22 protein-coding genes are annotated in these 23509 nt (G+C 69.3%); 10 read left to right on the top strand and 12 right to left on the bottom strand.

The genetic code is table 11. The features are described from left to right. Window positions 1-54: 54 nt before the first annotated feature. From ACIOEW_RS02850 to ACIOEW_RS02825, 6 genes are all read right to left on the bottom strand, one after another. A complete protein-coding gene (locus ACIOEW_RS02850) occupies window positions 55-789 on the bottom strand; it encodes a Tellurium resistance (protein ID WP_362541138.1) in 735 nt (244 codons plus the stop codon). 153 nt (window positions 790-942) lie between these two features. After that, window positions 943-2076, bottom strand: a complete 1134-nt coding sequence (locus ACIOEW_RS02845) for a DUF475 domain-containing protein (protein ID WP_362541136.1) — start codon at window positions 2074-2076, stop codon at window positions 943-945. Between the two features lie 70 nt (window positions 2077-2146). Beyond that, complete coding sequence (locus ACIOEW_RS02840) at window positions 2147-2722, bottom strand: TerD family protein (RefSeq protein ID WP_362541134.1); 576 nt, start codon at window positions 2720-2722, stop codon at window positions 2147-2149. A 135-nt stretch (window positions 2723-2857) separates the two neighbouring features. Beyond that, on the bottom strand, window positions 2858-3433 hold the full coding sequence (locus tag ACIOEW_RS02835; RefSeq protein ID WP_219572022.1) for a TerD family protein: 576 nt from the start codon (window positions 3431-3433) through the stop codon (window positions 2858-2860). Between the two features lie 150 nt (window positions 3434-3583). Then, window positions 3584-4042 carry a peroxiredoxin gene (locus ACIOEW_RS02830; RefSeq protein WP_350998881.1) on the bottom strand — a complete coding sequence of 153 codons (459 nt, stop codon included), beginning with the start codon at window positions 4040-4042 and terminating at the stop codon, window positions 3584-3586. 183 nt (window positions 4043-4225) lie between these two features. Next, window positions 4226-4663 (bottom strand): DUF3052 domain-containing protein, encoded by a 438-nt coding sequence (locus ACIOEW_RS02825; protein WP_148017457.1) that lies wholly within the window; start codon window positions 4661-4663, stop codon window positions 4226-4228. 576 nt (window positions 4664-5239) lie between these two features. Between ACIOEW_RS02825 and aceE the strand changes: the two genes are divergently transcribed. Then, a complete protein-coding gene (gene aceE / locus ACIOEW_RS02820; protein ID WP_401960735.1) occupies window positions 5240-7981 on the top strand; it encodes a pyruvate dehydrogenase (acetyl-transferring), homodimeric type in 2742 nt (913 codons plus the stop codon). A 136-nt stretch (window positions 7982-8117) separates the two neighbouring features. On the opposite strand, the gene ACIOEW_RS02815 is transcribed toward aceE, so the two are convergent. Continuing rightward, window positions 8118-8480 carry a peptidase inhibitor family I36 protein gene (locus tag ACIOEW_RS02815; protein ID WP_401960733.1) on the bottom strand — a complete coding sequence of 121 codons (363 nt, stop codon included), beginning with the start codon at window positions 8478-8480 and terminating at the stop codon, window positions 8118-8120. A 177-nt stretch (window positions 8481-8657) separates the two neighbouring features. Further along, window positions 8658-10268: an MFS transporter gene (locus tag ACIOEW_RS02810; RefSeq protein WP_362541125.1), complete on the bottom strand. Its 1611-nt coding sequence runs from the start codon at window positions 10266-10268 to the stop codon at window positions 8658-8660. A 117-nt stretch (window positions 10269-10385) separates the two neighbouring features. Here ACIOEW_RS02810 and ACIOEW_RS02805 point away from each other — a divergent pair, with 117 nt between their 5' ends. The 3 genes from ACIOEW_RS02805 (at window position 10386) to ACIOEW_RS02795 (ending at window position 13576) form a co-directional block, all read left to right on the top strand. Then, complete coding sequence (locus tag ACIOEW_RS02805) at window positions 10386-11066, top strand: TetR family transcriptional regulator (protein ID WP_401960731.1); 681 nt, start codon at window positions 10386-10388, stop codon at window positions 11064-11066. Between the two features lie 216 nt (window positions 11067-11282). Continuing rightward, a complete protein-coding gene (locus ACIOEW_RS02800; RefSeq protein ID WP_401960729.1) occupies window positions 11283-12494 on the top strand; it encodes an alpha/beta hydrolase in 1212 nt (403 codons plus the stop codon). A gap of 116 nt (window positions 12495-12610) precedes the next feature. After that, window positions 12611-13576, top strand: coding sequence for a DUF4429 domain-containing protein (locus tag ACIOEW_RS02795; protein WP_401960727.1), 966 nt, complete (start codon window positions 12611-12613; stop codon window positions 13574-13576). Window positions 13577-13591: 15 nt separating this feature from the next. Here ACIOEW_RS02795 and ACIOEW_RS02790 read toward each other — a convergent pair whose 3' ends face one another. After that, window positions 13592-14473, bottom strand: coding sequence for an IS5 family transposase (locus ACIOEW_RS02790; RefSeq protein ID WP_401960724.1), 882 nt, complete (start codon window positions 14471-14473; stop codon window positions 13592-13594). Window positions 14474-14525: 52 nt separating this feature from the next. Continuing rightward, window positions 14526-15017, bottom strand: coding sequence for an RICIN domain-containing protein (locus tag ACIOEW_RS02785; RefSeq protein ID WP_401960721.1), 492 nt, complete (start codon window positions 15015-15017; stop codon window positions 14526-14528). A 341-nt stretch (window positions 15018-15358) separates the two neighbouring features. Here ACIOEW_RS02785 and ACIOEW_RS02780 point away from each other — a divergent pair, with 341 nt between their 5' ends. The 5 genes from ACIOEW_RS02780 (at window position 15359) to ACIOEW_RS02760 (ending at window position 21304) form a co-directional block, all read left to right on the top strand. Further along, on the top strand, window positions 15359-16750 hold the full coding sequence (locus ACIOEW_RS02780) for a sensor histidine kinase (protein WP_401960719.1): 1392 nt from the start codon (window positions 15359-15361) through the stop codon (window positions 16748-16750). Then, window positions 16747-17430, top strand: a complete 684-nt coding sequence (locus ACIOEW_RS02775; protein WP_401960717.1) for a response regulator — start codon at window positions 16747-16749, stop codon at window positions 17428-17430. The genes ACIOEW_RS02780 and ACIOEW_RS02775 overlap by 4 nt, the downstream gene beginning before the upstream one ends. A 167-nt stretch (window positions 17431-17597) precedes the next feature. Beyond that, complete coding sequence (locus ACIOEW_RS02770) at window positions 17598-18671, top strand: alpha/beta hydrolase (protein WP_401960715.1); 1074 nt, start codon at window positions 17598-17600, stop codon at window positions 18669-18671. Then, on the top strand, window positions 18668-19876 hold the full coding sequence (locus ACIOEW_RS02765; protein WP_401960713.1) for an acyltransferase: 1209 nt from the start codon (window positions 18668-18670) through the stop codon (window positions 19874-19876). The genes ACIOEW_RS02770 and ACIOEW_RS02765 overlap by 4 nt, the downstream gene beginning before the upstream one ends. 219 nt (window positions 19877-20095) lie before the next feature. Beyond that, on the top strand, window positions 20096-21304 hold the full coding sequence (locus ACIOEW_RS02760) for a hypothetical protein (protein ID WP_401960711.1): 1209 nt from the start codon (window positions 20096-20098) through the stop codon (window positions 21302-21304). Window positions 21305-21352: 48 nt separating this feature from the next. On the opposite strand, the gene ACIOEW_RS02755 is transcribed toward ACIOEW_RS02760, so the two are convergent. Both ACIOEW_RS02755 and ACIOEW_RS02750 read right to left on the bottom strand, forming a co-directional pair. Then, window positions 21353-22369 carry an aldo/keto reductase gene (locus ACIOEW_RS02755; RefSeq protein WP_401960709.1) on the bottom strand — a complete coding sequence of 339 codons (1017 nt, stop codon included), beginning with the start codon at window positions 22367-22369 and terminating at the stop codon, window positions 21353-21355. Next, window positions 22369-22848 carry a MerR family transcriptional regulator gene (locus tag ACIOEW_RS02750; RefSeq protein ID WP_401960707.1) on the bottom strand — a complete coding sequence of 160 codons (480 nt, stop codon included), beginning with the start codon at window positions 22846-22848 and terminating at the stop codon, window positions 22369-22371. The genes ACIOEW_RS02755 and ACIOEW_RS02750 overlap by 1 nt, the downstream gene beginning before the upstream one ends. A gap of 105 nt (window positions 22849-22953) precedes the next feature. Between ACIOEW_RS02750 and ACIOEW_RS02745 the strand changes: the two genes are divergently transcribed. After that, the gene (locus ACIOEW_RS02745; RefSeq protein WP_401960704.1) at window positions 22954-23493 is read left to right on the top strand and encodes a helix-turn-helix domain-containing protein; all 540 of its coding nucleotides are present in this window, start codon (window positions 22954-22956) and stop codon (window positions 23491-23493) included. Window positions 23494-23509 lie beyond the last annotated feature (16 nt).

The following is a 23509-nucleotide window of genomic DNA, read 5'->3' as shown; positions in this document are numbered from 1 at the left end:
GTGCGGATCCGAACGAGAGGCCCTGGAGCCTTCGCGTGATCCGGACAAGGCGACTCACGCACGCGTCTTGTAGCCGCGCCCCCACTGCATGCCGTATCCGTACAGCCGGTCCAGTTCCGACTGGAAGCCGTACACGAACTTCACCTCGCGCCGCACGATCAGCTCGCCCTTGACGTTCTCCAGCGTGAACACGGCACACGAGCGTGCCTGCGGGGCCCGCTCCTCCAACTCGATCTCGATGCGCGGCCCGTTGCCCGGGTAGAGCGTCACCTTCGCGTGCGTACGCTCGAAGGCCGGGGTCTGGTCGTAGATGTAGACGAAGAACAGCATCCGCTTGATCTGTTCGCGCTGGTCGAGGTTGACGTACACGGTCTCCCCGGACGCCGACCCGAAACGGTCGTCCCCGCTGAGCTTGATGTACGGCGGCGCGTTCAGATCACCGAGCAGATTGCCGAGCGGCTGCACCACGCCCTTGGTACCGTCCGTCAGCTCGTACATGCAGCCCAGGTCCAGGTCGACGTTGGCCACGCCCTGGGTGTGCGCCTGGACCACATCCGGCTGGAAGAGCTTCAGCGGCCGCAGCAGCCGGCCGTTCTGCCGGGACCGGCCCTCGATGTCGGACGTGCGCATCTGCCAGGAGAGATTGACCCGGAGATTGCCGGTCAGCGCGCCCTGCTTGGTCAGCGAGACCGTGGCGTGCCGCCGGGAGAGCACGATGGAGTTGGTTGCCGCACTGCCCGACTCGAACTGTGATTCCCGCCCCGGCCACAGGCTGTTCCAGAACGCCATCCCCAACCCCCACACATGTCGGCCTCACCTGTCGCACGCGGCACGTGCGACGCACGCACCGCTGCGGGGCGGCTCCGGGCCGGTTCCGGGTGTTCCCCGGAACCGTTGCCGTACGAGCCGCCCCGCAGAGAGCGTTCCTCATTCGCTACCGGGTCACACCCCGGCGGAGACTTCCGTGCTGCCTTCGCCTCCATCGGCCGCGATCGCCTTGTTGCGCCGGACCGAGGACCAGAAGGACCAGCCGATCAGGATGACGCCGACGGAACCGGTGATGAGCTCGTGGATCTCGTACTGAATCGTGACGAGCAGGATGACCGCAAGGGCGCCGATCGCGTAGTGCGCGCCGTGCTCCAGGTAGACGTAGTCGTCCAGGGTGCCCTGGCGGACCAGGTAGACCGTGAGCGAACGGACGTACATGGCGCCGATACCGAGGCCCAGGGCCATCAGCACGATCTCGTTGGTGATCGCGAAGGCGCCGATGACGCCGTCGAACGAGAAGGACGCGTCGAGCACTTCCAGGTAGAGGAACATGAAGAACGCGGCCTTGCCGGAGAGAGCGACCGCGGAGATCTTCTTGCCGGTCCGCTTGGCCTCTTCCTCCTGCTCGTGTTCGCGTTCCTCCTCCTCTTCGAGCTTGTTCTCGAAGTACCCGGAGAGACCGCCGACGATGAGGTACGTGATCAGACCGGCGACACCGGCGAGCAGGACCGTCTCGGCCTTGTCCGCGTGTCCGCCGCCGTGCTGATGAGCCGAGCCGGCGAACGTCAGTGCCGAGATCAGCAGGACGATCAACGCGATGCAGACCGACAGCATGTCGACCTTGCCGAGCTTGGCGAGCGGGCGCTCGATCCAGCGGAGCCACTGGATGTCACGATCCTCGAAGATGAAGTCGAGGAAGATCATGAGCAGGAACATGCCGCCGAAAGCCGCGATCGCCGGGTGGGCGTCGGTGACCAGTTCCTTGTAGCGGTCCGGATCGTTGAAGGAAAGATCGACAGCCTCGATCGGTCCCAGGTTGGCGGTGACGGCCACGATCACGACGGGGAACACCAGCCGCATACCGAAGACCGCGATGAGCACACCGATCGTGAGGAAGATCTTCTGCCAGAAGGCACTCATCTTCTTCAGGATTCCGGCGTTGATCACCGCGTTGTCGAAGGACAGCGAGATCTCCAGGATGGAAAGGATCGCCACCACTCCGAAGGCTTCCCACCCCCCGTAGAACCACGCTGCGACCAGGCCGATCGCGGTAATCGCGAGCGACCAGCCGAAGGTTTTCAGAAGCACTGGCTACCCCATCATGTGTGTAACGGGTCTCCCCCGACGTGCACGGGGCTCCCCCGCGCCGTGCGCGGCTTTACGAAACGTTGACCCCGAAGTCTAGAGCGATGCCTCGCAGTCCCGACGCGTACCCCTGTCCCACTGCACGGAACTTCCACTCGCCGTTGTACCGGTAGAGCTCACCGAAGATCATCGCGGTCTCCGTGGAGGCGTCCTCGCTGAGGTCGTAACGCGCGAGTTCCTGGCCGTCGGCCTGGTTGACCACTCGGATGAACGCGTTGCTGACCTGGCCGAACGTCTGTCCGCGATTGTCGGCCTCGTGAATGGAGACCGGAAAGACGATCTTGTCGCAGTGGCCCGGTACCTCGTTGAGGTTCACGATGACCGACTCGTCGTCCCCTTCGCCCTCACCCGTGAGATTGTCACCGGTGTGCTCGACGGAGCCGTCGGGGCTCGTGAGGTTGTTGTAGAACACGAACCATTCGTCGCCGAGCACCCGGCCCGACTGGCACAGCAGTGCGCTGGCGTCGAGGTCGAAATCCGCCCCCGTCGTGGATCGTGCGTCCCAGCCGAGCCCGATGAGCACCTGGGTGAGATTGGGTGCGGCCTTGGAGAGGGAGACATTGCCTCCCTTGGCGAGCGTGACGCCCATGGTGTGTCCTCCCCGAGTCGATGAACCGGTGACGAACCGGTGAATCAGTCTGCCGAGCGCGTCCGGCGCCGCACAGGGTGCGGCGCCGGACGGGACGTGCTGGTGCGGTCCGGGACGCGCGCCCCGGACTGCCGGCTAGACGTTGACGCCGAAGTCCTGCGCGATGCCGCGCAGACCCGAGGCGTAGCCCTGACCGATGGCACGGAACTTCCACTCCGCACCGTTGCGGTACAGCTCGCCGAAGACCATGGCGGTCTCCGTCGAGGCGTCCTCGCTGAGGTCGTAGCGCGCGAGCTCGGTGTTGTCGGCCTGGTTGACCACGCGGATGTACGCGTTGCGGACCTGGCCGAAGCTCTGCTGGCGGGACTCCGCCTCGTAGATCGAGACCGGGAAGACGATCTTGTCGACGTCTGCCGGGACACCGGCCAGGTTCACCTTGATGACCTCGTCGTCGCCCTCGCCCTCACCGGTGAGGTTGTCACCGGTGTGCTCGACGGAACCGTCGGGGCTCTTGAGGTTGTTGAAGAAGACGAAGTTGCCGTCGTTGCCGACCTTGCCCTCGGCGTTCGTCAGCAGCGCGCTGGCGTCGAGGTCGAAGTCTCCGCCGGTGGTGGTACGAGCGTCCCAGCCCAGACCCACGATGACCGCGGTCAGGTTGGGCGCGGCCTTGGTCAGCGAGACGTTGCCGCCCTTGCTGAGGCTGACTCCCACGAGTCCTCCCATTGGTTTCTTTGGGGGCCGGCCGGTGCCGGCGCCTCCACGTCGTGTTGGCATCCGATCAACGACTGGATCCTAGTGACCGGTTCCCGGCCAAAACAGGCTTTTGGCCGGGGGTCGCCGAGAGATCCACCGGATCTCGGGTCAGAGCGCGCCGAGCGCCTTGACGTACTCGTTGAGGTCGCGTGCGTCGGGCAGGCCGTTGACGACCGTCCAGCGCACCACGCCCTCCTTGTCGATGATGAAGGTCCCGCGCACCGCGCAGCCCTTGTCCTCATCGAAGACGCCGTACGCACGCGAGGTCTCGCCGTGCGGCCAGAAGTCCGAGACGAGCGGGTACTCCAGGCCTTCCTGCTCGGCGAAGACGCGCAGGGTGTGGATGGAGTCGTTGGAGACGGCGATCAGCTGCGTGTCGTCGTTCTCGAACGTGGGCAGCTCGTCGCGCAGCGCGCAGAGCTCACCCGTGCAGACGCCGGTGAAGGCGAACGGGTAGAACAGCAGCACCACGTTCTTCTCGCCGCGGAAGTCGGAGAGCTTCACGGTCCGGCCGTGGTTGTCCTTCAGCTCGAAATCCGGGGCCTGGGTGCCGACCTCGATCGCCATGAAACGCGTCCCTTCGCTACGTCGCCGGGCTGGGCTGTCCGGGTGACTCCCACCCTACGCAGAGGCGCGGAGCGGCCGTGCAGCACCCGTGGAAGGTTCCTGCGGACGTGCGGGGTAGCGGGGGAATGTACGAAGGCCCCGGACGGCGCGATGCCGTCGGGGGCCTTCAGGGGCGAGTGCGGTTCAGCGCTTGGCCTTGGCCGCCTTCGGCGTGACCAGACGGCTGCCCGTCCAGTCCTTGCCCGCACTGATGCTCTTGGTCTGGGCGAGACCGGCTGTCTGGGCAGCCTCGTTGATGTCGCTCGGCTCGACGTATCCGTCACGGCCGGTCTTCGGCGTCATCAGCCAGACCGTACCGCCGTCCTCGAGCAGACCAATGGCATCCACCAGCGCGTCCGTAAGGTCGCCGTCCTCGTCGCGGAACCAGAGCAGGACGACGTCTGCGACGTCGTCGTACTCCTCATCGACGAGATCCTGGCCGGTAGTGGCCTCAATGCCCTCACGGAGCTCCAGCTCGACGTCGTCGTCGTAGCCGATCTCCTGGACCACCTGTCCGGGCTCGAACCCCAGGCGTGCTGCCGGGTTGGTCCGCTCCTCCGCGTGGTCCGCGGTCGCGCTCACGGGTTGCCTCCTGATCATGTTTCGGAAAATGCTTCAGCCACGCGCGTGCGCGGGGCGTTGGCCGTAGTCCACACGGGAGCGGCGGATCGCGCAAGTACCCAGCGTACGAGACCGCCTAAACGGTGACGTTCCCTGCCACGTCACCGCACTGTCGGCGGACCCTCTGCGGGAGCCGGCGCTGCCGTCCACACCCTTTACGTCCTTGAACAGCTTATGCGGTTTCGGTCCGGCAATCGGAGTCGAACAGCGTTTGGGAACGCTTGGCCGCCTTGGGCGTATGGTTGCGGTTTGGCCCGACCCATCCCGCCCGGCCCATCCTGCCCGATGCCTCGTGCCCCGTGCCTCATGGCCCGATGCCTCGCGCCGGGGACCTCCTGCCCGGCCGGATACCCGCTTCGGCGTGTCCCGTGCGCCCGTCCGGGACACGGAGTCGGGAAAGTCGGCGGTTACCTCTCGGTAGAGATGACGTTTGCGTCCTCGCGGTACACGATGGGATGGCGTACGCGCAGACACACCGGGGGGGACGACTCCCGTGCCCAGGCCCCGTAGAGCAGCACCGAACAGCGAAGGAACAGCGTGGCTTCCGGATCCGATCGCAACCCGATCATCATTGGCGGCCTTCCGAGTCAGGTCCCGGATTTCGATCCCGAAGAGACCCAGGAATGGCTCGACTCCCTCGACGCCGCCGTCGACGAGCGAGGCCGTGAGCGGGCCCGCTACCTCATGCTCCGGCTCATCGAGCGCGCGCGCGAGAAGCGTGTCGCCGTGCCGGAGATGCGCAGCACGGACTACGTGAACACGATCGCCACCAAGGACGAGCCGTTCTTCCCCGGCGACGAGGAGATCGAACGCAAGGTCCTCAACGCGACCCGCTGGAACGCGGCCGTGATGGTCTCGCGTGCGCAGCGTCCGGGGATCGGTGTGGGCGGCCACATCGCCACGTTCGCCTCCTCCGCCTCGCTGTACGACGTGGGCTTCAACCACTTCTTCCGCGGCAAGGACGACGGGCTGGGCGGCGACCAGATCTTCTTCCAGGGGCATGCCTCCCCCGGGATCTACGCCCGCGCCTTCCTGCTGGACCGGCTGAGTGAGACGCAGCTCGACGCCTTCCGCCAGGAGAAGTCGAAGGCTCCGAACGGCCTGTCCAGCTACCCGCACCCGCGGCTGATGCCGGACTTCTGGGAGTTCCCGACCGTGTCGATGGGCCTCGGCCCGCTCGGTGCGATCTACCAGGCGCGGATGAACCGCTACATGGAGGCGCGCGGCATCGCCGACACCTCCGCCTCGCACGTCTGGGCGTATCTCGGCGACGGCGAGATGGACGAGCCGGAGTCGCTCGGCCAGCTCTCCATCGCCGCCCGTGAGGGCCTGGACAACCTGACCTTCGTCGTCAACTGCAACCTGCAGCGCCTCGACGGCCCGGTGCGCGGCAACGGCAAGGTCATCCAGGAGCTGGAGTCGCAGTTCCGGGGCGCCGGCTGGAACGTCATCAAGCTGGTCTGGGACCGTTCCTGGGACCCGCTGCTGGCGCAGGACCGCACGGGCATCCTGGTCAACAAGCTGAACACCACGCCGGACGGCCAGTTCCAGACGTACGCCACCGAGACGGGTGCGTACATCCGTGATCACTTCTTCGGTGACGACCCGCGGCTGCGGGACATGGTCAAGGGCATGACCGACCAGCAGATCCTGCACCTCGGGCGCGGCGGTCACGACCACAAGAAGGTCTACGCGGCGTACGCGGCGGCCAAGGCCCACAAGGGCCAGCCGACGGTGATCCTGGCGCAGACGGTCAAGGGCTGGACGCTGGGGCCGAACTTCGAGGGCCGCAACGCGACCCACCAGATGAAGAAGCTCACCGCCGAGGACCTCAAGCGTTTCCGGGACCGGCTGCACATCCCGATCGCGGACGCGCAGCTGGAGGACGGCAACCCGCCGTACTACCACCCGGGCCGCGACTCGGAAGAGATCCAGTACATGCACGACCGCCGCAAGGGTCTGGGCGGCTACGTCCCGACGCGTGTGGTGCGGGCGAAGCCGCTGGTCCTGCCCGAGGACAAGACGTACGCGACCGCGAAGAAGGGTTCGGGTCAGCAGTCGATCGCCACCACCATGGCGTTCGTCCGCATCCTGAAGGACCTCATGCGGGACAAGGAGATCGGCAAGCGTTTCGTGCTGATCGCGCCCGACGAGTACCGCACCTTCGGTATGGACGCGTTCTTCCCGAGCGCGAAGATCTACAACCCGCTCGGGCAGCAGTACGAGTCGGTGGACCGCGATCTGCTCCTCGCGTACAAGGAGTCGCCGACGGGGCAGATGCTGCACGACGGCATCTCCGAGGCGGGCTGCACGGCCTCGCTGATCGCCGCGGGTTCGGCGTACGCCACGCACGGCGAGCCGCTGATCCCGGTGTACGTCTTCTACTCGATGTTCGGTTTCCAGCGCACGGGTGACCAGTTCTGGCAGATGGCGGACCAGCTCGCGCGCGGCTTCGTGCTCGGTGCGACCGCCGGCCGTACGACGCTGACGGGCGAGGGCCTCCAGCACGCGGACGGCCACTCGCAGCTGCTGGCCTCGACCAACCCCGCCTGTGTCGCGTACGACCCGGCGTTCGGGTTCGAGATCGCGCACATCGTCCAGGACGGGTTGCGCAGGATGTACGGCGGGACCCCCGACGAGAACGAGGACGTCTTCTACTACCTCACCGTCTACAACGAGCCGATCCGCCACCCGGCCGAGCCCGCCGATGTGGACGTCGAGGGCATCCTGAAGGGCGTCTACCGCTACAGCAGCGGCGAGAAGGGCGAGATCCCGGCCCAGATCATGGCGTCCGGTGTGGCGGTCCCGTGGGCGGTCGAGGCGCAGCGCATCCTCGCCGACGAGTGGAACGTGAAGGCGGACGTCTGGTCGACGACCTCCTGGAACGAGCTGCGGCGCGAGGCCGTGGACGTGGAGCGGTACAACCTGCTGCACCCGGAGGAGGAGCAGCGCGTCCCGTATGTGACGCGCAAGCTGTCCGGTGCGCAGGGGCCGTTCGTGGCCGTCTCGGACTGGATGCGGTCCGTGCCGGACCAGATCTCGCGCTGGGTGCCCGGTGCGTACCAGTCGCTGGGTGCGGACGGCTTCGGCTTCGCGGACACGCGCGGGGCGGCCCGGCGGTTCTTCCACATCGACGCGCAGTCGATCGTCCTCGCGGTGCTCACGGAGCTCGCGAAGGAGGGCCGGATCGACCGTTCGGCGCTGAAGACGGCGGTCGACCGTTACGAGCTGCTCGACGTGGCCTCGGCCGATCCCGGTGCCGCGGGCGGCGACGCGTAGGGACGGAACGCACGACGCGGGGCGGCGGGACCCCAAGGGGTCCGGCCGCCCCGCGGTGCTGTGTGCGGGCCGGTTCTCCCGGGCCGCGGGCCGGTCGGCCCGGGCCGCGTGCCCGTCTTCACGGGCTGCCTGTGGGTCAGTTCTCCCAGATCTTGAAGGCACGCACCTGGTACGGGGTGCGCGGGACCCAGGTGCCGCCGCCCGGGTAGGTCTCGAACTCGCCGGTCTCGTCGCACTCCGCCGACTGGTAGGTGGTGACGGGGCGGCCCGTGCGGTTGACCAGGGCCTGAACGGTGGCACCCGCCTTCAGCGGTACACAGCTCTCGATGTCGATGGTGGAGAGCTCGTGGACCTGCCGGGCGCCGGTGAAGTCGGGTTTCGCCCAGAGACAGAGCTGGCCGCTTCCGCAGTCCCCGGGCCGGCCGGGTGCGGCCTGGGCCGGGGCCTGTGGGAGGAGCGCGATGGCGGCCAGGGCGGCCGCGACAACGGTCGTACGCATGTGAATCAACCCCCGTGCAGATGTGGATCTTCCGCATCCACCCTGAGCCGCGCGGCAGCGGCTCGGGAAGAGGCCCGGGGGCGGGACCACCCTGATAGGCGACAGCCCCGCCGGAACGTTCCGGCGGGGCTGTTGTACGCGCTGTGTTGACGCCATGAGGCGCCGGGGCGGGTCAGGTCAGATGTGACCGGCGCCCGCGCCCGCCTCGGCGTTCTCTCCGCGCTTGGTCAGGGTGGCGACCAGTGCGGCGATCACCGCGACGATGCCGGCGACCATGAACGCCGTGCTCATGCCCGACACGAACGTGTCATGGGCGACGCCCACGATCTTGCCCGCGACGTCCGGCGGGGTCCCCTCGGCGACCGGCGGCATGCCGACCTTGATGGCCGAGGACGCCTGGTCCAGCTGCTCGGGCGACAGGGGCGGAAGCTGCGCTTCCTTCCAGTTGCCGGGAAGCTCGGAGTCGACCCCGGCGGCCATGATCGCGCCCAGCACCGCCGTACCGAGGCTGCCGCCGACCTGCATGGCGGCCTGCTGCAGACCACCGGCGACACCGGAGAGCTCCATCGGGGCGTTGCCCACGATGACCTCGGTGGCGCCGACCATGACCGGTGCGAGGCCGAGGCCGAGCAGGGCGAACCAGATCGACATGGTGACGGTGCCGGTACCGACGGTCAGCTGGGACATGCCGAACATCGCGATCGCGGTGCACACCATGCCGCCGACGAGCGGGACCCGTGGACCGAACTTGGTGATCATGACGCCCGCGAGCGGCGAGGCGACGATCATCATCCCGGTCAGCGGCAGGAGGTGCAGACCGCTGTCGACCGGGCTAAGACCGTGCACGTTCTGGAGATAGAAGGTGACGAAGAACAGGCCGCCCATGAAGCCGAAGGCCATCAGCACCATCAGCACCGTGCCCGCGGACAGCGGTACGGAACGGAACATGGCCAGGGGGATCAGCGGTTCCCTGACGCGCTGCTGGACGAGGGTGAACGCGACGAACAGGACGACGGCGGCCACCAGGAAGCCGACCGTCTTGGCGTCGCCCCAGCCCCACTCCGCGCCCTTGATGAGCGCCCAGATCAGGCAGAACATCGCCGTCGACAGCAGCACGATGCCGGCGATGTCGAAGGAGCGCGGCGCGTTCTCGGCGCGGTGGTCCTTGAGGATCAGCACGCCCATGACGAGGGCGATCACGCCGACCGGCACGTTGATGAAGAAGACGGACTGCCAGCTGACGTGCTCGACGAGCACGCCGCCCAGGATCGGGCCGCCCGCGGTCGAGGCGCCGATCACCATGCCCCAGATGCCGATCGCCATGTTCAGCTTCTCGGCCGGGAAGGTGGCGCGCAGCAGGCCGAGCGCGGCCGGCATCAGCAGAGCACCGAAGAGGCCCTGCAGCACGCGGAACGTGATCACCAGGACGACGCTGCCGGAGAAGCCGATGGCTGCCGATGCCGCGGCGAAGCCGACGACACCGATCAGGAAGGTCTGGCGGTGGCCGAACCGGTCACCGAGCTTGCCCGCGGTGATCAGGGAGACCGCGAGGGCCAGCATGTAACCGTTGGTTATCCACTGGACATCGGCGAGCGAGGCGCCGAGGTCCTGCTGGATCGCGGGGTTGGCGATCGCGACGATCGTGCCGTCGAGCGCGACCATCATCACGCCGATGGCCACGGAGAAGAGCGTCAGCCAGGGGTGGCCGCGCAGCCCCTTGGCAGGTGCGGAGCCGGCAGGGCCCTGAGGCTCCCGCGACGCCTTCTCTAGGGTGGGCTGACTAGTCATACGCGGGAGATTAGTGTCAGTCGCTGACAGTTGACAAACCAATTCACAAGTCGGTAACTGTCACGTAGCTCACAGGTAGGCTGAGCTGGACAAAGCAGGGAAAAGGGGACCAGTTCAGTGACCGACGGGCAGCGAGCCGCAGGCCTTCCGGCCGGGCTGCGCGAACGCAAGAAGCAACGCACCCGGGACGCCCTGCTCCGTGCCGCCCTCGACCTCTTCACCACCCAGGGGTACGAGGAGACCACCGTCGACGAGATCGCCGACGCCGTCGAGGTCTCCCAGCGCACCTTCTTCCGCTACTTCGCGGGCAAGGAATCGGTCGTCTTCGCCGTCCAGGACATGGTGGAGTCGCGCTTCATCCTCGAACTGCGTCAACGTCCCGCCGCCGAAACCCCTTTCGAGGCCATGCGTCGCGCGGTCCTGTGCGCCTGGAACAGTATCGGAGAGGCCATCGAGGCCCTCATCCCGGTCGAACTCCACATGCGGACGTACCAGATGATCGAATCGACCCCCTCCCTGCTCGCCGCCCACATGCGGCGCAGCGTCGCCCTGGAGGAGCAGATCGCCGGGCTCATCGCCGAGCGCGAGGGCCTGGACATGACACGGGATCCGCGGCCGCGCGTCGCCGTCGCCGCGTTCTCCGGAGTGATGCGGGTGACCGGGCAGCTGTGGGGGCGGGGCTGCGACGGGAGCATGGACTCGCTGCGGACGCTGACCGAGACCTACCTGGACCAGCTGGGCCCGGCCCTCGCCGGGGACTGGCGTGCGCACCCGGCCGAGACGGCGCCCTTCAACTGAGGTGGTGTGCCGTACGCCTCAGGCGCGGCACATGACCGACCTCACAACAGGCGGGCCACGGCGCCCCGATGCGGCACTCCGGTGGCACCGGGCGCGTCGGAGCGTGCCGCAAGGCCGAACACAGCGTGAGCGAAACGGCGTTCTCTTCCCCGTAGCCGGGTGATGTGCGTCACCCGCTTAACGACGTCTTACGCGCGTCTCCTAATGTGGGCCGAAGTGACTTCCTTCGACTCCTCCCCCACGCTCACCGCCTGGCGCGCTCTTCTCGCCATCGCGGTCGTGTTCGTGATGCTGGCGACCACAGGCTGGACCGCCGTGCGTCATCAGCACTCCGACGCGCCACGCACCGTCGCACTCGCTTCCTGGGCCAAGGGTTCGATAGCGGGACACGCGCTCCCGTCGGCGGATGCGCCTCCGTACAAGCTGGCGCACTTCTTCGCCGCGCTGACGGACGCGCAGAGCGCCGGGCTGGCCCGCAAGTACCCCCTCGTGGTGGGGAATCTGAACGGCGCCCCGGTCACCCTGCGCTACCAGGCGAACCGGATCGCGTTGGAACAGGCGCGCACGACCGAGCGGGCCCGGGTGCACGACCCCAGGCTCTCCCTCGACGGCCGCGCCGAGGCGCAGCACCGGGCGGACCGCTTCCGGTCGATGCTCGCCGACGGCCGGCACTTCCTCGCGTTCGACCCGTCGGGCCGTGGCCACGCCGCCGAGGTGTTCGGCGACCTCGACCGGGCCGCTCGGGTCTCGGTGATCGTCCCGGGCGTCGATACGAACCTGCTCACGCTGGAACGCACCGGAAGCAAGACGAACGCCGCGCCCGTCGGCATGGCCAAGTCCCTGTACGCGGCCGAGCACTCCGCGCATCCCGGCGTGCGGACCGCGGTGATCGCCTGGGCCGACTACACCGCACCGGCCGGCATCGGCATGGACGCGGCGCTGGGCAATCTCGCCGAGCGCGGGGCGGTCCGGCTCGAGGCACTTGTCGGGGCGCTCCCGGGGACCGCGCCCGTCTCGTTGTTCTGCCACAGCTACGGCTCCGTCCTGTGCGGCGTCGCCGCGGACCAACTGCCCGCCCGGGTGACGGACATCGCGGTCGCGGGAAGCCCCGGCATGCGGGCCGACAACGCCGGCCAGCTGCACACCCGGGCCAATGTGTGGGCGATGCGGGACCGGGACGACTGGATCGAGGACGTGCCGAACCTGGAGGTCGGGGGCCTCGGCCACGGGGCCGACCCGGTCGATCCGGACTTCGGTGCGCGGATCGCGTCAGCGGGCGACGCGGTCGGCCACAGCGGCTATTTCGAGCCGGGAACCGAGAGCCTCGGCAACTTCGCCGCGATCGGTGCCGGCGCCTACGCCTCCGTGACCTGTGCCCAGGCCGGCAACGGCTGCCACAACCAGATTTCCGGCCATGAGACGTTCTGACGCGCACAACCGACCGCGTGAACGGGTCTGACGCGCGTAGAGATCCGCGACCGGCCACGAATTGTGAGGACCTCCGAAGGGGGACGAGCGGGCAAGTGCCGCATACGATGAGGCACATGGGTGATGTGCTGGCCGGAATTCAGGCCACCTGGGAGTTCGACACCGACTCCGTGCTCATCCGCTTCGAACGGGGTATCCGTACACCGAGGCTCCTCCAGAGCCTTCGTGAGCGCCGCGTGCCGCATGCGGCGCTGTCGTCGGTGACGCTGACTCCGGGCAAGCGGGGCACGGTGGTGCTGCGCGCGGTCCCGAGACCCGGTGCCGATCCGCTGCTGGAGGCGGCGGCCGGGCAGCTGAAGGACGGCTGCGATCCGTACCGCCTGGTGCTCCCCGCCGAACGCGAGACCCTCGCCGAGTACTACGCGGACGAGCTGCGCGCACGGCTGGGACCCGAGGCGGGCGAACCCGCCGACCGGTTCCTGGTCGCTGCGCCGGAGGCCCCGATGCACTTCAAGGCTTACGACGGCAGAGCCAGCTTCGACGGGGACCGGATCTCCTTCCGCTGGTTCTGGACGGGTGCCTCGTCGGAGAAGTGGAAAGCGGGCGACCAGACGTTCCCGGTCACGGAGCTGAGCGGGGTCGAGTGGCGTTCACCCGAGGCCTTCGAGGGCTATCTGCGGCTGGTGCCGCGCGGACTGGAGTCCGTGGGCCCGGCCACCGGTACGGGCGCCGGACCGGCGGCCACCGGCCCGGGCGCGGGCCTGCTGACGAGCACCGCCCCCAGTGCACAGCCGATGGCGGCGCATCCGACCCGCGTGGATCAGGACCCGGCCGCGGTGATCTTCGGCCTCGGCTACGGCCCGGTGCACGAGTCGCTGCCCTTCGCCGCGGCCGTACTGGAATCCGTCCGCAGGAAGCAGACCACGCCCGTCGCGACCCCGGCCGCCATGGTGGGCGCGGGACGACGGGACCCGGCGGACATCGCGGAGCGGATCCGCCATCTCGGGGAGCTGCACCAGGCCGGTCTGGTGACGGACGACGAGTTCAGCGCGAAGAAGGCCCAGCTGCTCGCCGAGCTCTAGGCGCTGTCCGGCGGATCATGGTCGGAGCCATAGGCGGACCGTTGCTGCGGTGACCGTGCCGTGGAAGACATAGGCCCGTTTCTCGTATCGGGTTGCGACTGCTCGGAAGTTCTTGAGGCGGTTGACGGTCCGCTCAACTTCGTTGCGACGCCGATAGTGCTCCTGGTCGAACCCCGAGGGCCTGCCGCCCGCGCTGCCCTTCCGCCGGCGGTTGGCCCGCTGGTTCTTCGGCTCCGGGATCGTGTGCTTGATCTGGCGTCTTCGTAGGTAGCGTCGGTTGCGGCGAGAACTGTATGCCTTGTCACCGCTGACGCGACCGGGCCGGGTCCGGGGCCGCCCGCCGAGCAGGCGGGGAACCCGGATCCGGCCCAGGACCTCGGTCATCTGCGGTGCGTCGCCCCATTGGCCCGGCGTGACCAGAGAGGCCAAGGGGCGACAGCCACCCTCACCAGCAAGGTGGATCTTGCAGGTCAATCCGCCCCCGGACCGTCCGAGTCCCTCATCGGGACGGTGGTGCCGGGGCGTCGTCCCTTTTCTCGGAACCCGCGGCCGGGCCTTGCGGGCACCAGCTGCGTGCTGGTGGGCCCGGCAGGACGTCGAGTCAACCCCGGCCATCGACCAGTCGACGCGGCCGGCCAGATCGGTGTCGGCCTGGACCGCCTGCAAGATCCGGTCCCAGGCCCCGTCCGCCGACCAACGGCGATGCCGTTCACAGACGGTCTTCCAGGACCCGTAACGCTCCGGCAGATCACGCCACGGAACCCCGGTCCGGACCCGGAACAGCATCCCGTTCACCACCATGCGGTGATCACTCCACCGGCCACCCCGACCGCCCGCCGGCGGCAGATGAGCCCTCAGAAGCGACCACTCGCGACTCGTCAGATCCCCCCGACCCATACGCGGGCCAACGAGTGACCGATCAAGGGGTCACATGATGAGTCGTTCGCTTCTAGCCGAGCCGGAAGTGCTGGTTGCTGCCCTCGACGCAGTCCCACTGGACGAGCGCGGCGTTGTTCTGGGTGCTCACGCCGGCCACGGACAGGCACTTGCCGCTATGACGGGCTTCGATGGAGAAGTAGCCGTTGTCCTTCTGGACGAGCCGCCACTCCTGGTTCCTGCCGTTCACGCAGTCCCACTGGACCGCCTTGGCGTTGTCCTGGACACTCGCGCCTTCGATCGACAGACACTTGCCGCTGTTCACGGCGCTGATGTTGTAGTAGCCGGCGCTGGTGGCCACGAGCTTCCACTGCTGGTTCGGGGCATCCACGCAGTCCCACTGGACCGCGTCGGCGTTGTTCTGGGTGCTCGCGCCGGCGACCGACACACACTTCTGGCTGTGGCGAGCCACCAGCTCCGCGGTGAACGTCGCTGCGGAGGCGGCAGGGGCCTGCATGGTGACGAGCAGACCGGCAGCCACGACGGGGGCAACTGCCGCGGACAAGCGGGAAACCTTCATAACGCTCCAAAGATGGAAACGACTTGACGGTCAAGGGATAGCGGAACTACTGATTCCGGAGCCAGCAAATGCCAAGGCGAACCCCCAGATGGACTATGCCGTGAGAGCGATCAGCCACTCGTGGCTGGAAAGAGCCTTCCTCTGGGCTGACCGCCACGACGTACGGGCAGACTCCGCCATCACCAAGATCCGCCGGACAGGCCCCAGCGGTCTGCGGCGCCCCCTTTCGTACCGGCGGGTGATACCCCGGTACGAGAGGCGCGGCGGCAGACCGGAACCCCGGTATGACGCGGGCAGGCGGCTTCGCTGCCTACCCTGATCAGGCCATGCCCCCTTCCTCCCCGCCCCCGCCGCCATCGCCGCCGCCCGCTCCCCCGCACCCACCGGCGGACGGTCTGCTGAGCGCCGCCCTCCGCAGTCTGCGCGAGATCGCCCATGCGCTGTCCCATCCGTCCCATCCCCCGAGACCGCTCCTGGCCGACGCGCCGAAGCAGTGGCAGCGGCTGCTGCCGTACGCCGCCGTCCTGGCTCTCGTCGCCGTCTTCGTCCCGGTCACGATCACCGTCCTGAACGACCAGTACGGCCTGAGCGGTGGCATCGCGGGAGCGCTCGGCGTCGCACAGGCCGCGCCGCTCCTGATGCTCGCGCACCGCCCGCTGCAGGCCTGGTGGATCATCTTCCCGGCCCAGATCCTGACTGCGGTCGTGCTGCTCGGGCAGGACGGCGGGCAGGACAACGCCTGGCCGTGGACACCGCCCGGTCTCGTCGGCTACCTCTTCCTGCTCCTGGCGCTGGGCCTGCGCGAGCGTCGGCGGACCCTGGTCGGCGTCTGGCTGGCGACCGGCGCCGCGGGGCTCGTCCTGTATCTGGTCTCCACCCACCGCAGCACCGACAACTCGCTCCTGCTCTTCATCCTCGGCGCCGTCGTGCTGGTGATCGGCGCGGCGGTGCGGGAACGGGGCGACGCGCGGCGCCTGCTCGCCGAGCAGGAGACCATCAGCGAGGCCGAGCGGGCGCAGCGGACGCTGCTGGAGGAGCGGACCAGGATCGCCCGCGAGCTCCACGACGTGGTCGCGCACCACATGTCGGTGATCACGGTCCAGGCCGACTCCGCCCCGTACCGGCTGCAGGGGCTGTCGGACGAGACGCGCGAGGAGTTCGGCTCGATCGCCGCGAGTGCGCGGGAGTCCCTCGGGGAGATGCGGCGGCTCCTGACGGTGCTGCGCAGCGAGGGTACGGAGGGCGAGCGGGCGCCTCAGCCGGGGCTGGACCGGGTGCAGCAGCTGGTCGAGGCGACGGTACGGGCCGGGCTGCCGGCCGAGCTGTCGCTGCCCGCCGGGCTGAAGGGCATCCCGCAGACGGTGGACCTGTCCGCGTACCGGATCGTGCAGGAGGCCCTGGCCAATGTGGTCCGGCACGCGCCGGGTGCCCGGACCAGGGTGTCGGTCAGCTCCGACGGCGCTCATCTGACGGTGCTGGTCGTCAACGACGCGCCGGAGCGCACGGGTTCGTCGCTGGCTCCGCACACTCCCGTGGAGACGACGGGGACGGGACAGGGGCTGGTCGGCATGCGCGAACGCGTACGGTTGACCGGCGGAACGCTCGACACCGGGCCGCTGCCGGACGGCGGCTTCCGGGTGGCCGCGCGGCTCCCCCTGCCACCTGCCTCAGCCCCTTCCTTCTCCTCTGTCCCGCCCCCGAATCCGGAGGACCCGTGACCATCCGTGTGATCATCGTCGACGACCAGGCCATGGTGCGGGCGGGATTCGCGGCGCTGCTGGCGGCGCAGGCCGACATCGACGTGGTCGGTGAGGCGCCGGACGGCCGGCAGGGCGTCGACGTCAGCCGCCGCACTCATCCGGACGTGGTCCTGATGGATGTGCGGATGCCCGAGATGGACGGCCTGGCGGCGGCGCGCGAGCTGCTGAACCCGCCCGTGGGCGTGGTGCACGTGCCGAAGGTGCTGATGCTCACCACCTTCGACGTGGACGACTACGTGTACGAGGCGCTGCGCGCCGGCGCGTCCGGCTTCCTGCTGAAGGACGCCCCGCCGGCGGACCTGATCTCGGCGGTCCGGGTGGTGGCGGCCGGCGACGCGCTGCTGGCGCCGTCCGTGACGCGGCGCCTGATCGCGGACTTCGCCCGGCAGCGGCCGTCCGGCGCCGCCCGCAGCGGGGCCGCGCTGCGGCTGAACGGGCTGACCCCGCGCGAGACCGAGGTACTGGAGCTGATCGCGCGGGGGCTGTCGAACCAGGAGATCGCGGGGCGGCTGGTGCTGGCGGAGCAGACGGTGAAGACCCATATCGGGCGGGTGCTGGCCAAGCTGGACCTGCGCGACCGCGCCCAGGCGGTGATCTTCGCGTACGAGGCGGGGCTGGTGGTGCCGGGCGCGGGGTGAGGGCCCCAGCCCAGCGGTGGGGACAGCCCCCCGTACACCCCCTACCCCGGTATCACCTCGCACTTGGCCCCCCGGTGTGACGCCCCCGCACCCGTCGTCTTCCTACCTTCCTCTCCGACGCGCCGAACGGCGTGCGGGAGCCGGTTCAGCCGGAGAGGGAGGGTCGGATGCGCCGCTATGCGAGGACCTTGGTCGCGGTCGCCCTGGCGACCACCATCGTGACAGGGACCGCCGGCTGGGCGTCGGGGAATGCCCAGCAGGCGCTGACGGGGCCGCCGCCCGGCACCGCTGCCTGGCGGTCGGATCACGTACTGGGGCGGGAGCTGCCCGATCCGGCGCGGGACACTCCTGCGGAAGTGGCGCTGTTCTTCCGGGGGTTGAGCGAGAAGGACCGCCAGTCCCTGATCACCCGGCATCCACTCGTCGTGGGGAACCTCGACGGCGTACCCGTCGAACTGCGCTACCGGGCCAACACCCTTGCGCTGAAGGCCGATCACGACCCCCGGTACGCAAGCCTCGCCGCGGACCCGCAGCGCCGGATCCTCGCGTTCGACCCGCGCGGCCGGGGCCAGGTCGCCGAGGTGTTCGGGGACTTGACCACCGCGGACCGGGTGTCCGTCGTGGTGCCGGGTTCGGACATCGACGCCGGCACCTTCGACCGTACGAACGATGTGTACGGAACGCCGGCCGGCATGGCCAAGTCGCTGTACGCGGAGACCGGTCCGGGCAGTGCGGTGATCGCCTGGGCCGGGTACACCACCCCCGTCGGCGTCGGAGTGGACGCCGCGACCGGATCGCTCGCCGAGGCCGGCGCCGACCGGCTGACCCGGTTCACGGACGGCCTCGCGGCCGCCGGTGTGCCCGCCCCCACCGTGTTCTGCCACAGCTACGGCTCCGTCGTCTGCGGCCTCGCCGCGTCCCGGCTGCACGCCACCGACCTGGTCGTCCTCGGCTCGCCCGGGATGCGCGCCGACAACGTCGACGACCTGCACACCGATGCCCGGGTGTGGGCCGCCAAGGACCCCGACGACTGGATCGACGACGTACCGAACGTCGAGTTCGCCGGGCTGGGCCACGGAGCCGACCCGACCTCCGCGCAGTTCGGCGCCCTCCGGGTGCCGGCCCATGACGCCCATGGGCACACCGGCTACTTCGCCCCGGGCACCGAGTCCCTCCACGCCTTCGCCGCGATCGCGGACGGCACGTACGGGGCGACGGCAGCGGAAGGGGCCACGCGATGAGCCTGCGCGCCCTCGCCTCCCGTATCGACTCCCGCACCCCCGCCCGTCGCGACCGCGCCCTCGACGGTCTGCGCGCCCTGGCGCTGCTCGCCGTACCCACCGGGCACTGGCTGCTCGGCGGGTTCCGGCTCGACGACGGCGGCGCCCTGCACAACGCCAGCCCGCTCTCGGCCTTCGGCGGGCTCGCCCCGTTCAGCTGGGTGCTCCAGATGCTGGGCGTCTTCTTCCTCGTCGGCGGGTACGCCTCGGTGCTCTCCTACCGCCGGAGGAAGTCCACGACAGGAGCCTGGCTGCGTGGCCGGATGGCCCGCCTGGGCAGGCCGGTGCTCGGGGTGACGGCCGTCTGGGCGGCGCTGATCCCCGTGCTGCACGCGCTCGGTGTGCCGGGCGACACGCTGCGGACCGGGTCGACGCTGGTGATCCAGCCGCTCTGGTTCGTCGGTGTGTACGCGGTGGTCACCGCGCTGACGCCGTTCTGCATCCGGATGGCGAAGAGGCTCGGCGGCTGGGCCGCGGCCCCGCTGCTCGGCGCTGTCGCCGTCGTCGACCTGCTGCGCTACGGGCCGCTCGGTGACGCGATGCCCTCCTGGCTGAGCATGCTGAACATCGTTCCTGGCTGGCTCTTCGCGTACCAGCTCGGCGTCTCCTGGGGCGAGGGACGGATCGGGAAGCGGGGCGCCCGGTTCCTGCTCGTCGGCGGAGGCGTCCTGTTCGCCGCCCTGCTGCTGCTCTTCCACTACCCGGCGTCGATGGTCGGGGTGCCGGGCGAGGCCCGTACCAATTCGCATCCGCCGTCGCTGCTGGTCCTGGCGCTGGCCGCCGCGCAGAGCGGTGCCGCGATCCTGTTGCGGAGCCGGATCGGCCGACTGCTGCGCAGGCCGCTGGTGTGGGCGCCGGTCGTCGTGATCAACCTGTCGGCGATGACGATCCTGTGCTGGCACCAGACGGCGATGCTGGCGGCAGCGGTACCGGCGTCGTTCGCCGGCGCGGTGCCCGGGCTGACGACCGGTCCGGACACGCTCGGCTGGGTCCTGGCCCGGCTGGCCTGGATGCCGGTTTTCGCGGGGCTGCTGGTGCTGATCGCGCGGTACGCCCGGCGGTTCGAGGCGCCGTGGAAGGCGGGGACGCGGGCCGCGCATGCCCGCCGCGCGATGGCGGGGGTGCTCGCGGCCGGGTTCGCGGTCTTCGCACTGGGGCTGGCGTGAGGACAGGCGCGAGGACTGCGTGAGGACTGGCGCGAGAACAGGCACGAGAACAGGCACGAGAACAGGCACGCCGGGGCCTTGCCTGAGTGCGGACACTCCAAACATCTGCCATGCGTACTCCATCAGATGTGGTGAACCCCGCAGCTCAGGAGGGGTGTTCGCCCAAATCGCCCACAATGATGGCGTCGTCCCACCCCCCTTCCTCCGAGGAGTACGCGCATGCCCGAGACGACCGAGCCCGACGTCGGTTCGTTCACCCTCAGCGGTCACCCGGCCGGCGAGCCCGCCGGGCCCGTCGATGTGCCCGAGCACGACGAATGGCCTCTGCCGAACGGCTTCGCCTGGGTCTTCCCCGGAGAAGGCAACCACGGCAGCCTCGTCCGGCCCGTGATCATGGCAGACGGCTTCAACCTCGGCCGGAGCGAGCTCGACACGCTCTACCAGGGCCTGGAGGGCGGCGACTTCGCGCTCGTCAGCGAGCTGCGCCGACGCGGCAGGGACGTCATCCTCCTCGGCTTCGAGGAGCGCAGTGCGTCGATCCTGGACAACGCGGAGGCGGTCATGGCCGCCATCGCGCGGGCCGCCGCCGAACAGGTGGGCAACGCCCCTCTGACCGTCGGCGGTTTCAGCATGGGCGGCATCGTCACCCGCTACGCGCTCGCCAGGCTCGAGACGCAGGGGACGGACCACCGGACCGCGTTGTACTTCTCCTACGACAGTCCGCACCGCGGGGCGTCGATCCCGGTCGGGGTGCAGGCGTTCTCGCACTTCATCCCGTTCGCGAACGACTTCGCGAAGCAGATGGACAGTCCGGCCGCGCGCCAGATGCTGTGGCGGCACTACGACAAGGACACCAAAACGATCGGGGTCGCCCCCGAGCGCACGGAGTTCCTGGCCGCACTGGAGCAGGTCGGCGGCTGGCCCCGCAGGCCGAGGACGCTGGCGGTGGCCAACGGTCGTGGCGACGGCGTCGGCCTGCCGGAGGTGAATCCCGGCGACATCGCACTGGGGATCGACCGGATCTACCCGGGCACCACCTTCTACGCCCAGGCCCAGGGCAACGACGTGACGGCCGCCCAGCTGAACCGCAGGTTCCCCAAGGCCGAGCAGACCGTCACCACCAACGGCTTCCCGGAGGTGGACGGGGCCCCGGGCGGAACCCTGCACACGTACAAGATCCTCGCCGACACGATCAAGAAGCTCGGTGGCAAGACCGACCTCCGGTACGAGAACGTGTGCTTCGTGCCCTCGGTCAGCGCGGTCGCGATCCGTGACGTCGAGAAACAGGATGACCTGTACGCGAACATCGACAAACTCGACGTGATGGAGAGCGAGGTCGACGAATTCCTCTGCTCGTCCACGACGACCGGACACACCGCCATCACCGAGGACCTGTGCACCTGGCTCCTGGAGCGGCTGCCCGACTGATCCCGCTCACGCGCCCACCCGCCGCACCGGGCGGGTGGGCGCACCGCGCTACTCGCGGGCGGCGGACGTCGAGCTCATGTCCGGGTAGCGGTCCCCCGCCACCTGGCCGGCGATCGGCTCCAGCAGCGCCAGCTCCTCGGTTGACAGCGTGAGCCGGGTCGCGCCGACGTTCTCCAGCAGCCGGCTGCTCTTGCGGGTGCCGGGGATCGGCACCACGGCCAGCCCGTGCACCTGGGCCCGCTGCTGCACCCAGGCGAGCGCCACCTGGGCCGCGGTCGCCCCGTGCGCGGCGGCGATCTTGTGGACCGGCTCCAGCAGCGCGGCGTTCGTCCTCGCGTTGTCGCCGGTGAAGCGCGGCTGGAACTGCCGGAAGTCGTTCTTCGCCAGGTCCTTGCCCGCGTCCGCGAACGCCCCGGTCAGGAACCCCCGGCCGAGCGGCGAGTACGGCACGAAGGTCACGCCCAGCTCCACCGCGGCGGGCACCGCGCTGCGCTCGACGTCACGGCTGAAGAGCGACCACTCGGACTGGAGGGCGGCGATGGGGTGCACGGCGTGCGCCTCGCGCAGCTCCGCACCGGTCACCTCGCTCAGCCCGAGCTGCTTGACCTTGCCCTGCCGCACCAGCTCGGCCATCGCGCCGACGGACTCCGCCAGCGGTACGGACGGGTCGCGGCGGTGCATGTAGTAGAGGTCGATGACGTCGGTGTTCAGCCGGCGCAGGCTGCTCTCGACCGCCTGCCGGATGTACGCGGGGTCGTTGCGCACGCCCCGGTAGTGCGGGTCGTCCTCGCGCCGCTCGATGGCGAACTTCGTGGCGAGGGTGATCTCGTCCCGGTGCGCGCCGACGAAGGGCGCGATGAACGTCTCGTTGGCGCCGAGGCCGTACACGTCGGCGGTGTCGAACAGCGTGACGCCCGCGGAGAGGGCCGTCTCCAGGGTCTCGCGGGCCGCCGCCTCGTCGGTGTCGCCGTAGAACTCGCTCATGCCCATGCAGCCGAGCCCCTGGACGCCGATCTGCGGGCCACCGCTGCCGAGCTCCACGGTGGCGATCTTGTTGTCAGTCATCAGGCACTGGGCCTTTCCGGCACCCGCTGGGCGCCTGCGTAGGACTCGATCTTGTAGTCGAGGACGGCGAGGGTGTCCTGGAGCTCCACGATCCGCTTCCGCACGTCGCGGCGGGTCGCCTCCAGCAATTCCTTACGCTCCTGGGAGGTGTGCTCGCCCTCGCGCAGCAGTTCCGCGTAACGGACCATGTCGGCGACCGGCATCCCGGTCAGCCGCAGCTTGCCGACGAAGCCGAGCCAGTCCAGGTCGCGTCTGGTGAAGCGGCGCTGTCCTGTGTGCGACCGGTCGACGTACGACATCAGCCCGATCCGCTCGTACCAGCGCAGCGTGTGGGCGCTCAGCCCGGTGAAGGCGGCCACCTCACTGATGGTGAAGTGATCCTGGCCATCGGAACGCGGATGGGGCCGGGCGGACGCTGCGCAGGCATCCGTTCCCGCCGAACCGGTCTCCGTCTCCGTCTCCGTCTCCGTCACCGTCATGCCCTCCACGCTAGAACCCTGGAGTGCACTCTAAGCAAGCGCAATCGGAAGCGAGTTTCGACAACACCCTTGCCCAATGGTCAAGAAACGTTGACCATTGGGCACATGCCTTCCGATGATCTTCCCGAGACGTTTCACGTCACCACTGACGAGCAGCTGCGCGCCGTCTCCAATCTCACGCGCCACCGCATCATGGCCGTGCTCCGCTTCGAGCCGGCGACGATCACACAGATCGCCGGGCGGGTGGGCCTCGCGAAAGGGAGTTCCAGCTATCACGTGCGGCTGCTGGAACGGGCCGGCCTGGTGAAGGTGGTGCGGACGCGGAAGGTCCGGGGGGTCACCGAGCGGTACTACGCGATGGCCGCCCGGACGATCGAGCTCCCGGATACCGGGGCCGGGCAGCCCGACGCGCTGATGCGGCATGCGGTGGCGGACCTGGAGGCGGCACCGGCGGATGGCGAGCGTCACGTACGGATGGCGCATCTGCGGCTCACCGAGGAGCAGTTCGGGGAACTGGGAGCGCGGCTGCAGGCACTGGCGGACGAGTACCGGGAGCTGTCCGATCCGTCGCTGCCGGACGTGTCACTCGCCTTCGCGCTGTTCCGCCCGGCTCCGCGCGATCAGGCCGAGGGAGGCTCCGAGTGACGCCGGACGCCCAGAA

The sequence above is a fragment of the Streptomyces sp. NPDC087901 genome (genome assembly GCF_044742205.1).
Taxonomy (GTDB): domain Bacteria; phylum Actinomycetota; class Actinomycetes; order Streptomycetales; family Streptomycetaceae; genus Streptomyces.
This window is presented reverse-complemented; position numbering and strand designations above follow the sequence as displayed.

What these genes read in the sequence shown, in the direction of transcription:
- ACIOEW_RS02850 (WP_362541138.1), bottom strand. Translation starts at nt 789, where the DNA reads ATGGCGTTCTGGAACAGCCTGTGGCCGGGGCGGGAATCACAGTTCGAG.
- ACIOEW_RS02840 (WP_362541134.1), bottom strand. Translation starts at nt 2,722, where the DNA reads ATGGGCGTCACGCTCGCCAAGGGAGGCAATGTCTCCCTCTCCAAGGCC.
- ACIOEW_RS02830 (WP_350998881.1), bottom strand. Translation starts at nt 4,042, where the DNA reads ATGGCGATCGAGGTCGGCACCCAGGCCCCGGATTTCGAGCTGAAGGAC.
- ACIOEW_RS02815 (WP_401960733.1), bottom strand. Translation starts at nt 8,480, where the DNA reads ATGCGTACGACCGTTGTCGCGGCCGCCCTGGCCGCCATCGCGCTCCTC.
- ACIOEW_RS02810 (WP_362541125.1), bottom strand. Translation starts at nt 10,268, where the DNA reads ATGACTAGTCAGCCCACCCTAGAGAAGGCGTCGCGGGAGCCTCAGGGC.
- ACIOEW_RS02795 (WP_401960727.1), top strand. Translation starts at nt 12,611, where the DNA reads ATGGGTGATGTGCTGGCCGGAATTCAGGCCACCTGGGAGTTCGACACC.
- ACIOEW_RS02790 (WP_401960724.1), bottom strand. Translation starts at nt 14,473, where the DNA reads ATGGGTCGGGGGGATCTGACGAGTCGCGAGTGGTCGCTTCTGAGGGCT.
- ACIOEW_RS02780 (WP_401960719.1), top strand. Translation starts at nt 15,359, where the DNA reads ATGCCCCCTTCCTCCCCGCCCCCGCCGCCATCGCCGCCGCCCGCTCCC.
- ACIOEW_RS02770 (WP_401960715.1), top strand. Translation starts at nt 17,598, where the DNA reads ATGCGCCGCTATGCGAGGACCTTGGTCGCGGTCGCCCTGGCGACCACC.
- ACIOEW_RS02765 (WP_401960713.1), top strand. Translation starts at nt 18,668, where the DNA reads ATGAGCCTGCGCGCCCTCGCCTCCCGTATCGACTCCCGCACCCCCGCC.
- ACIOEW_RS02760 (WP_401960711.1), top strand. Translation starts at nt 20,096, where the DNA reads ATGCCCGAGACGACCGAGCCCGACGTCGGTTCGTTCACCCTCAGCGGT.
- ACIOEW_RS02755 (WP_401960709.1), bottom strand. Translation starts at nt 22,369, where the DNA reads ATGACTGACAACAAGATCGCCACCGTGGAGCTCGGCAGCGGTGGCCCG.
- ACIOEW_RS02750 (WP_401960707.1), bottom strand. Translation starts at nt 22,848, where the DNA reads ATGACGGTGACGGAGACGGAGACGGAGACGGAGACCGGTTCGGCGGGA.
- ACIOEW_RS02745 (WP_401960704.1), top strand. Translation starts at nt 22,954, where the DNA reads ATGCCTTCCGATGATCTTCCCGAGACGTTTCACGTCACCACTGACGAG.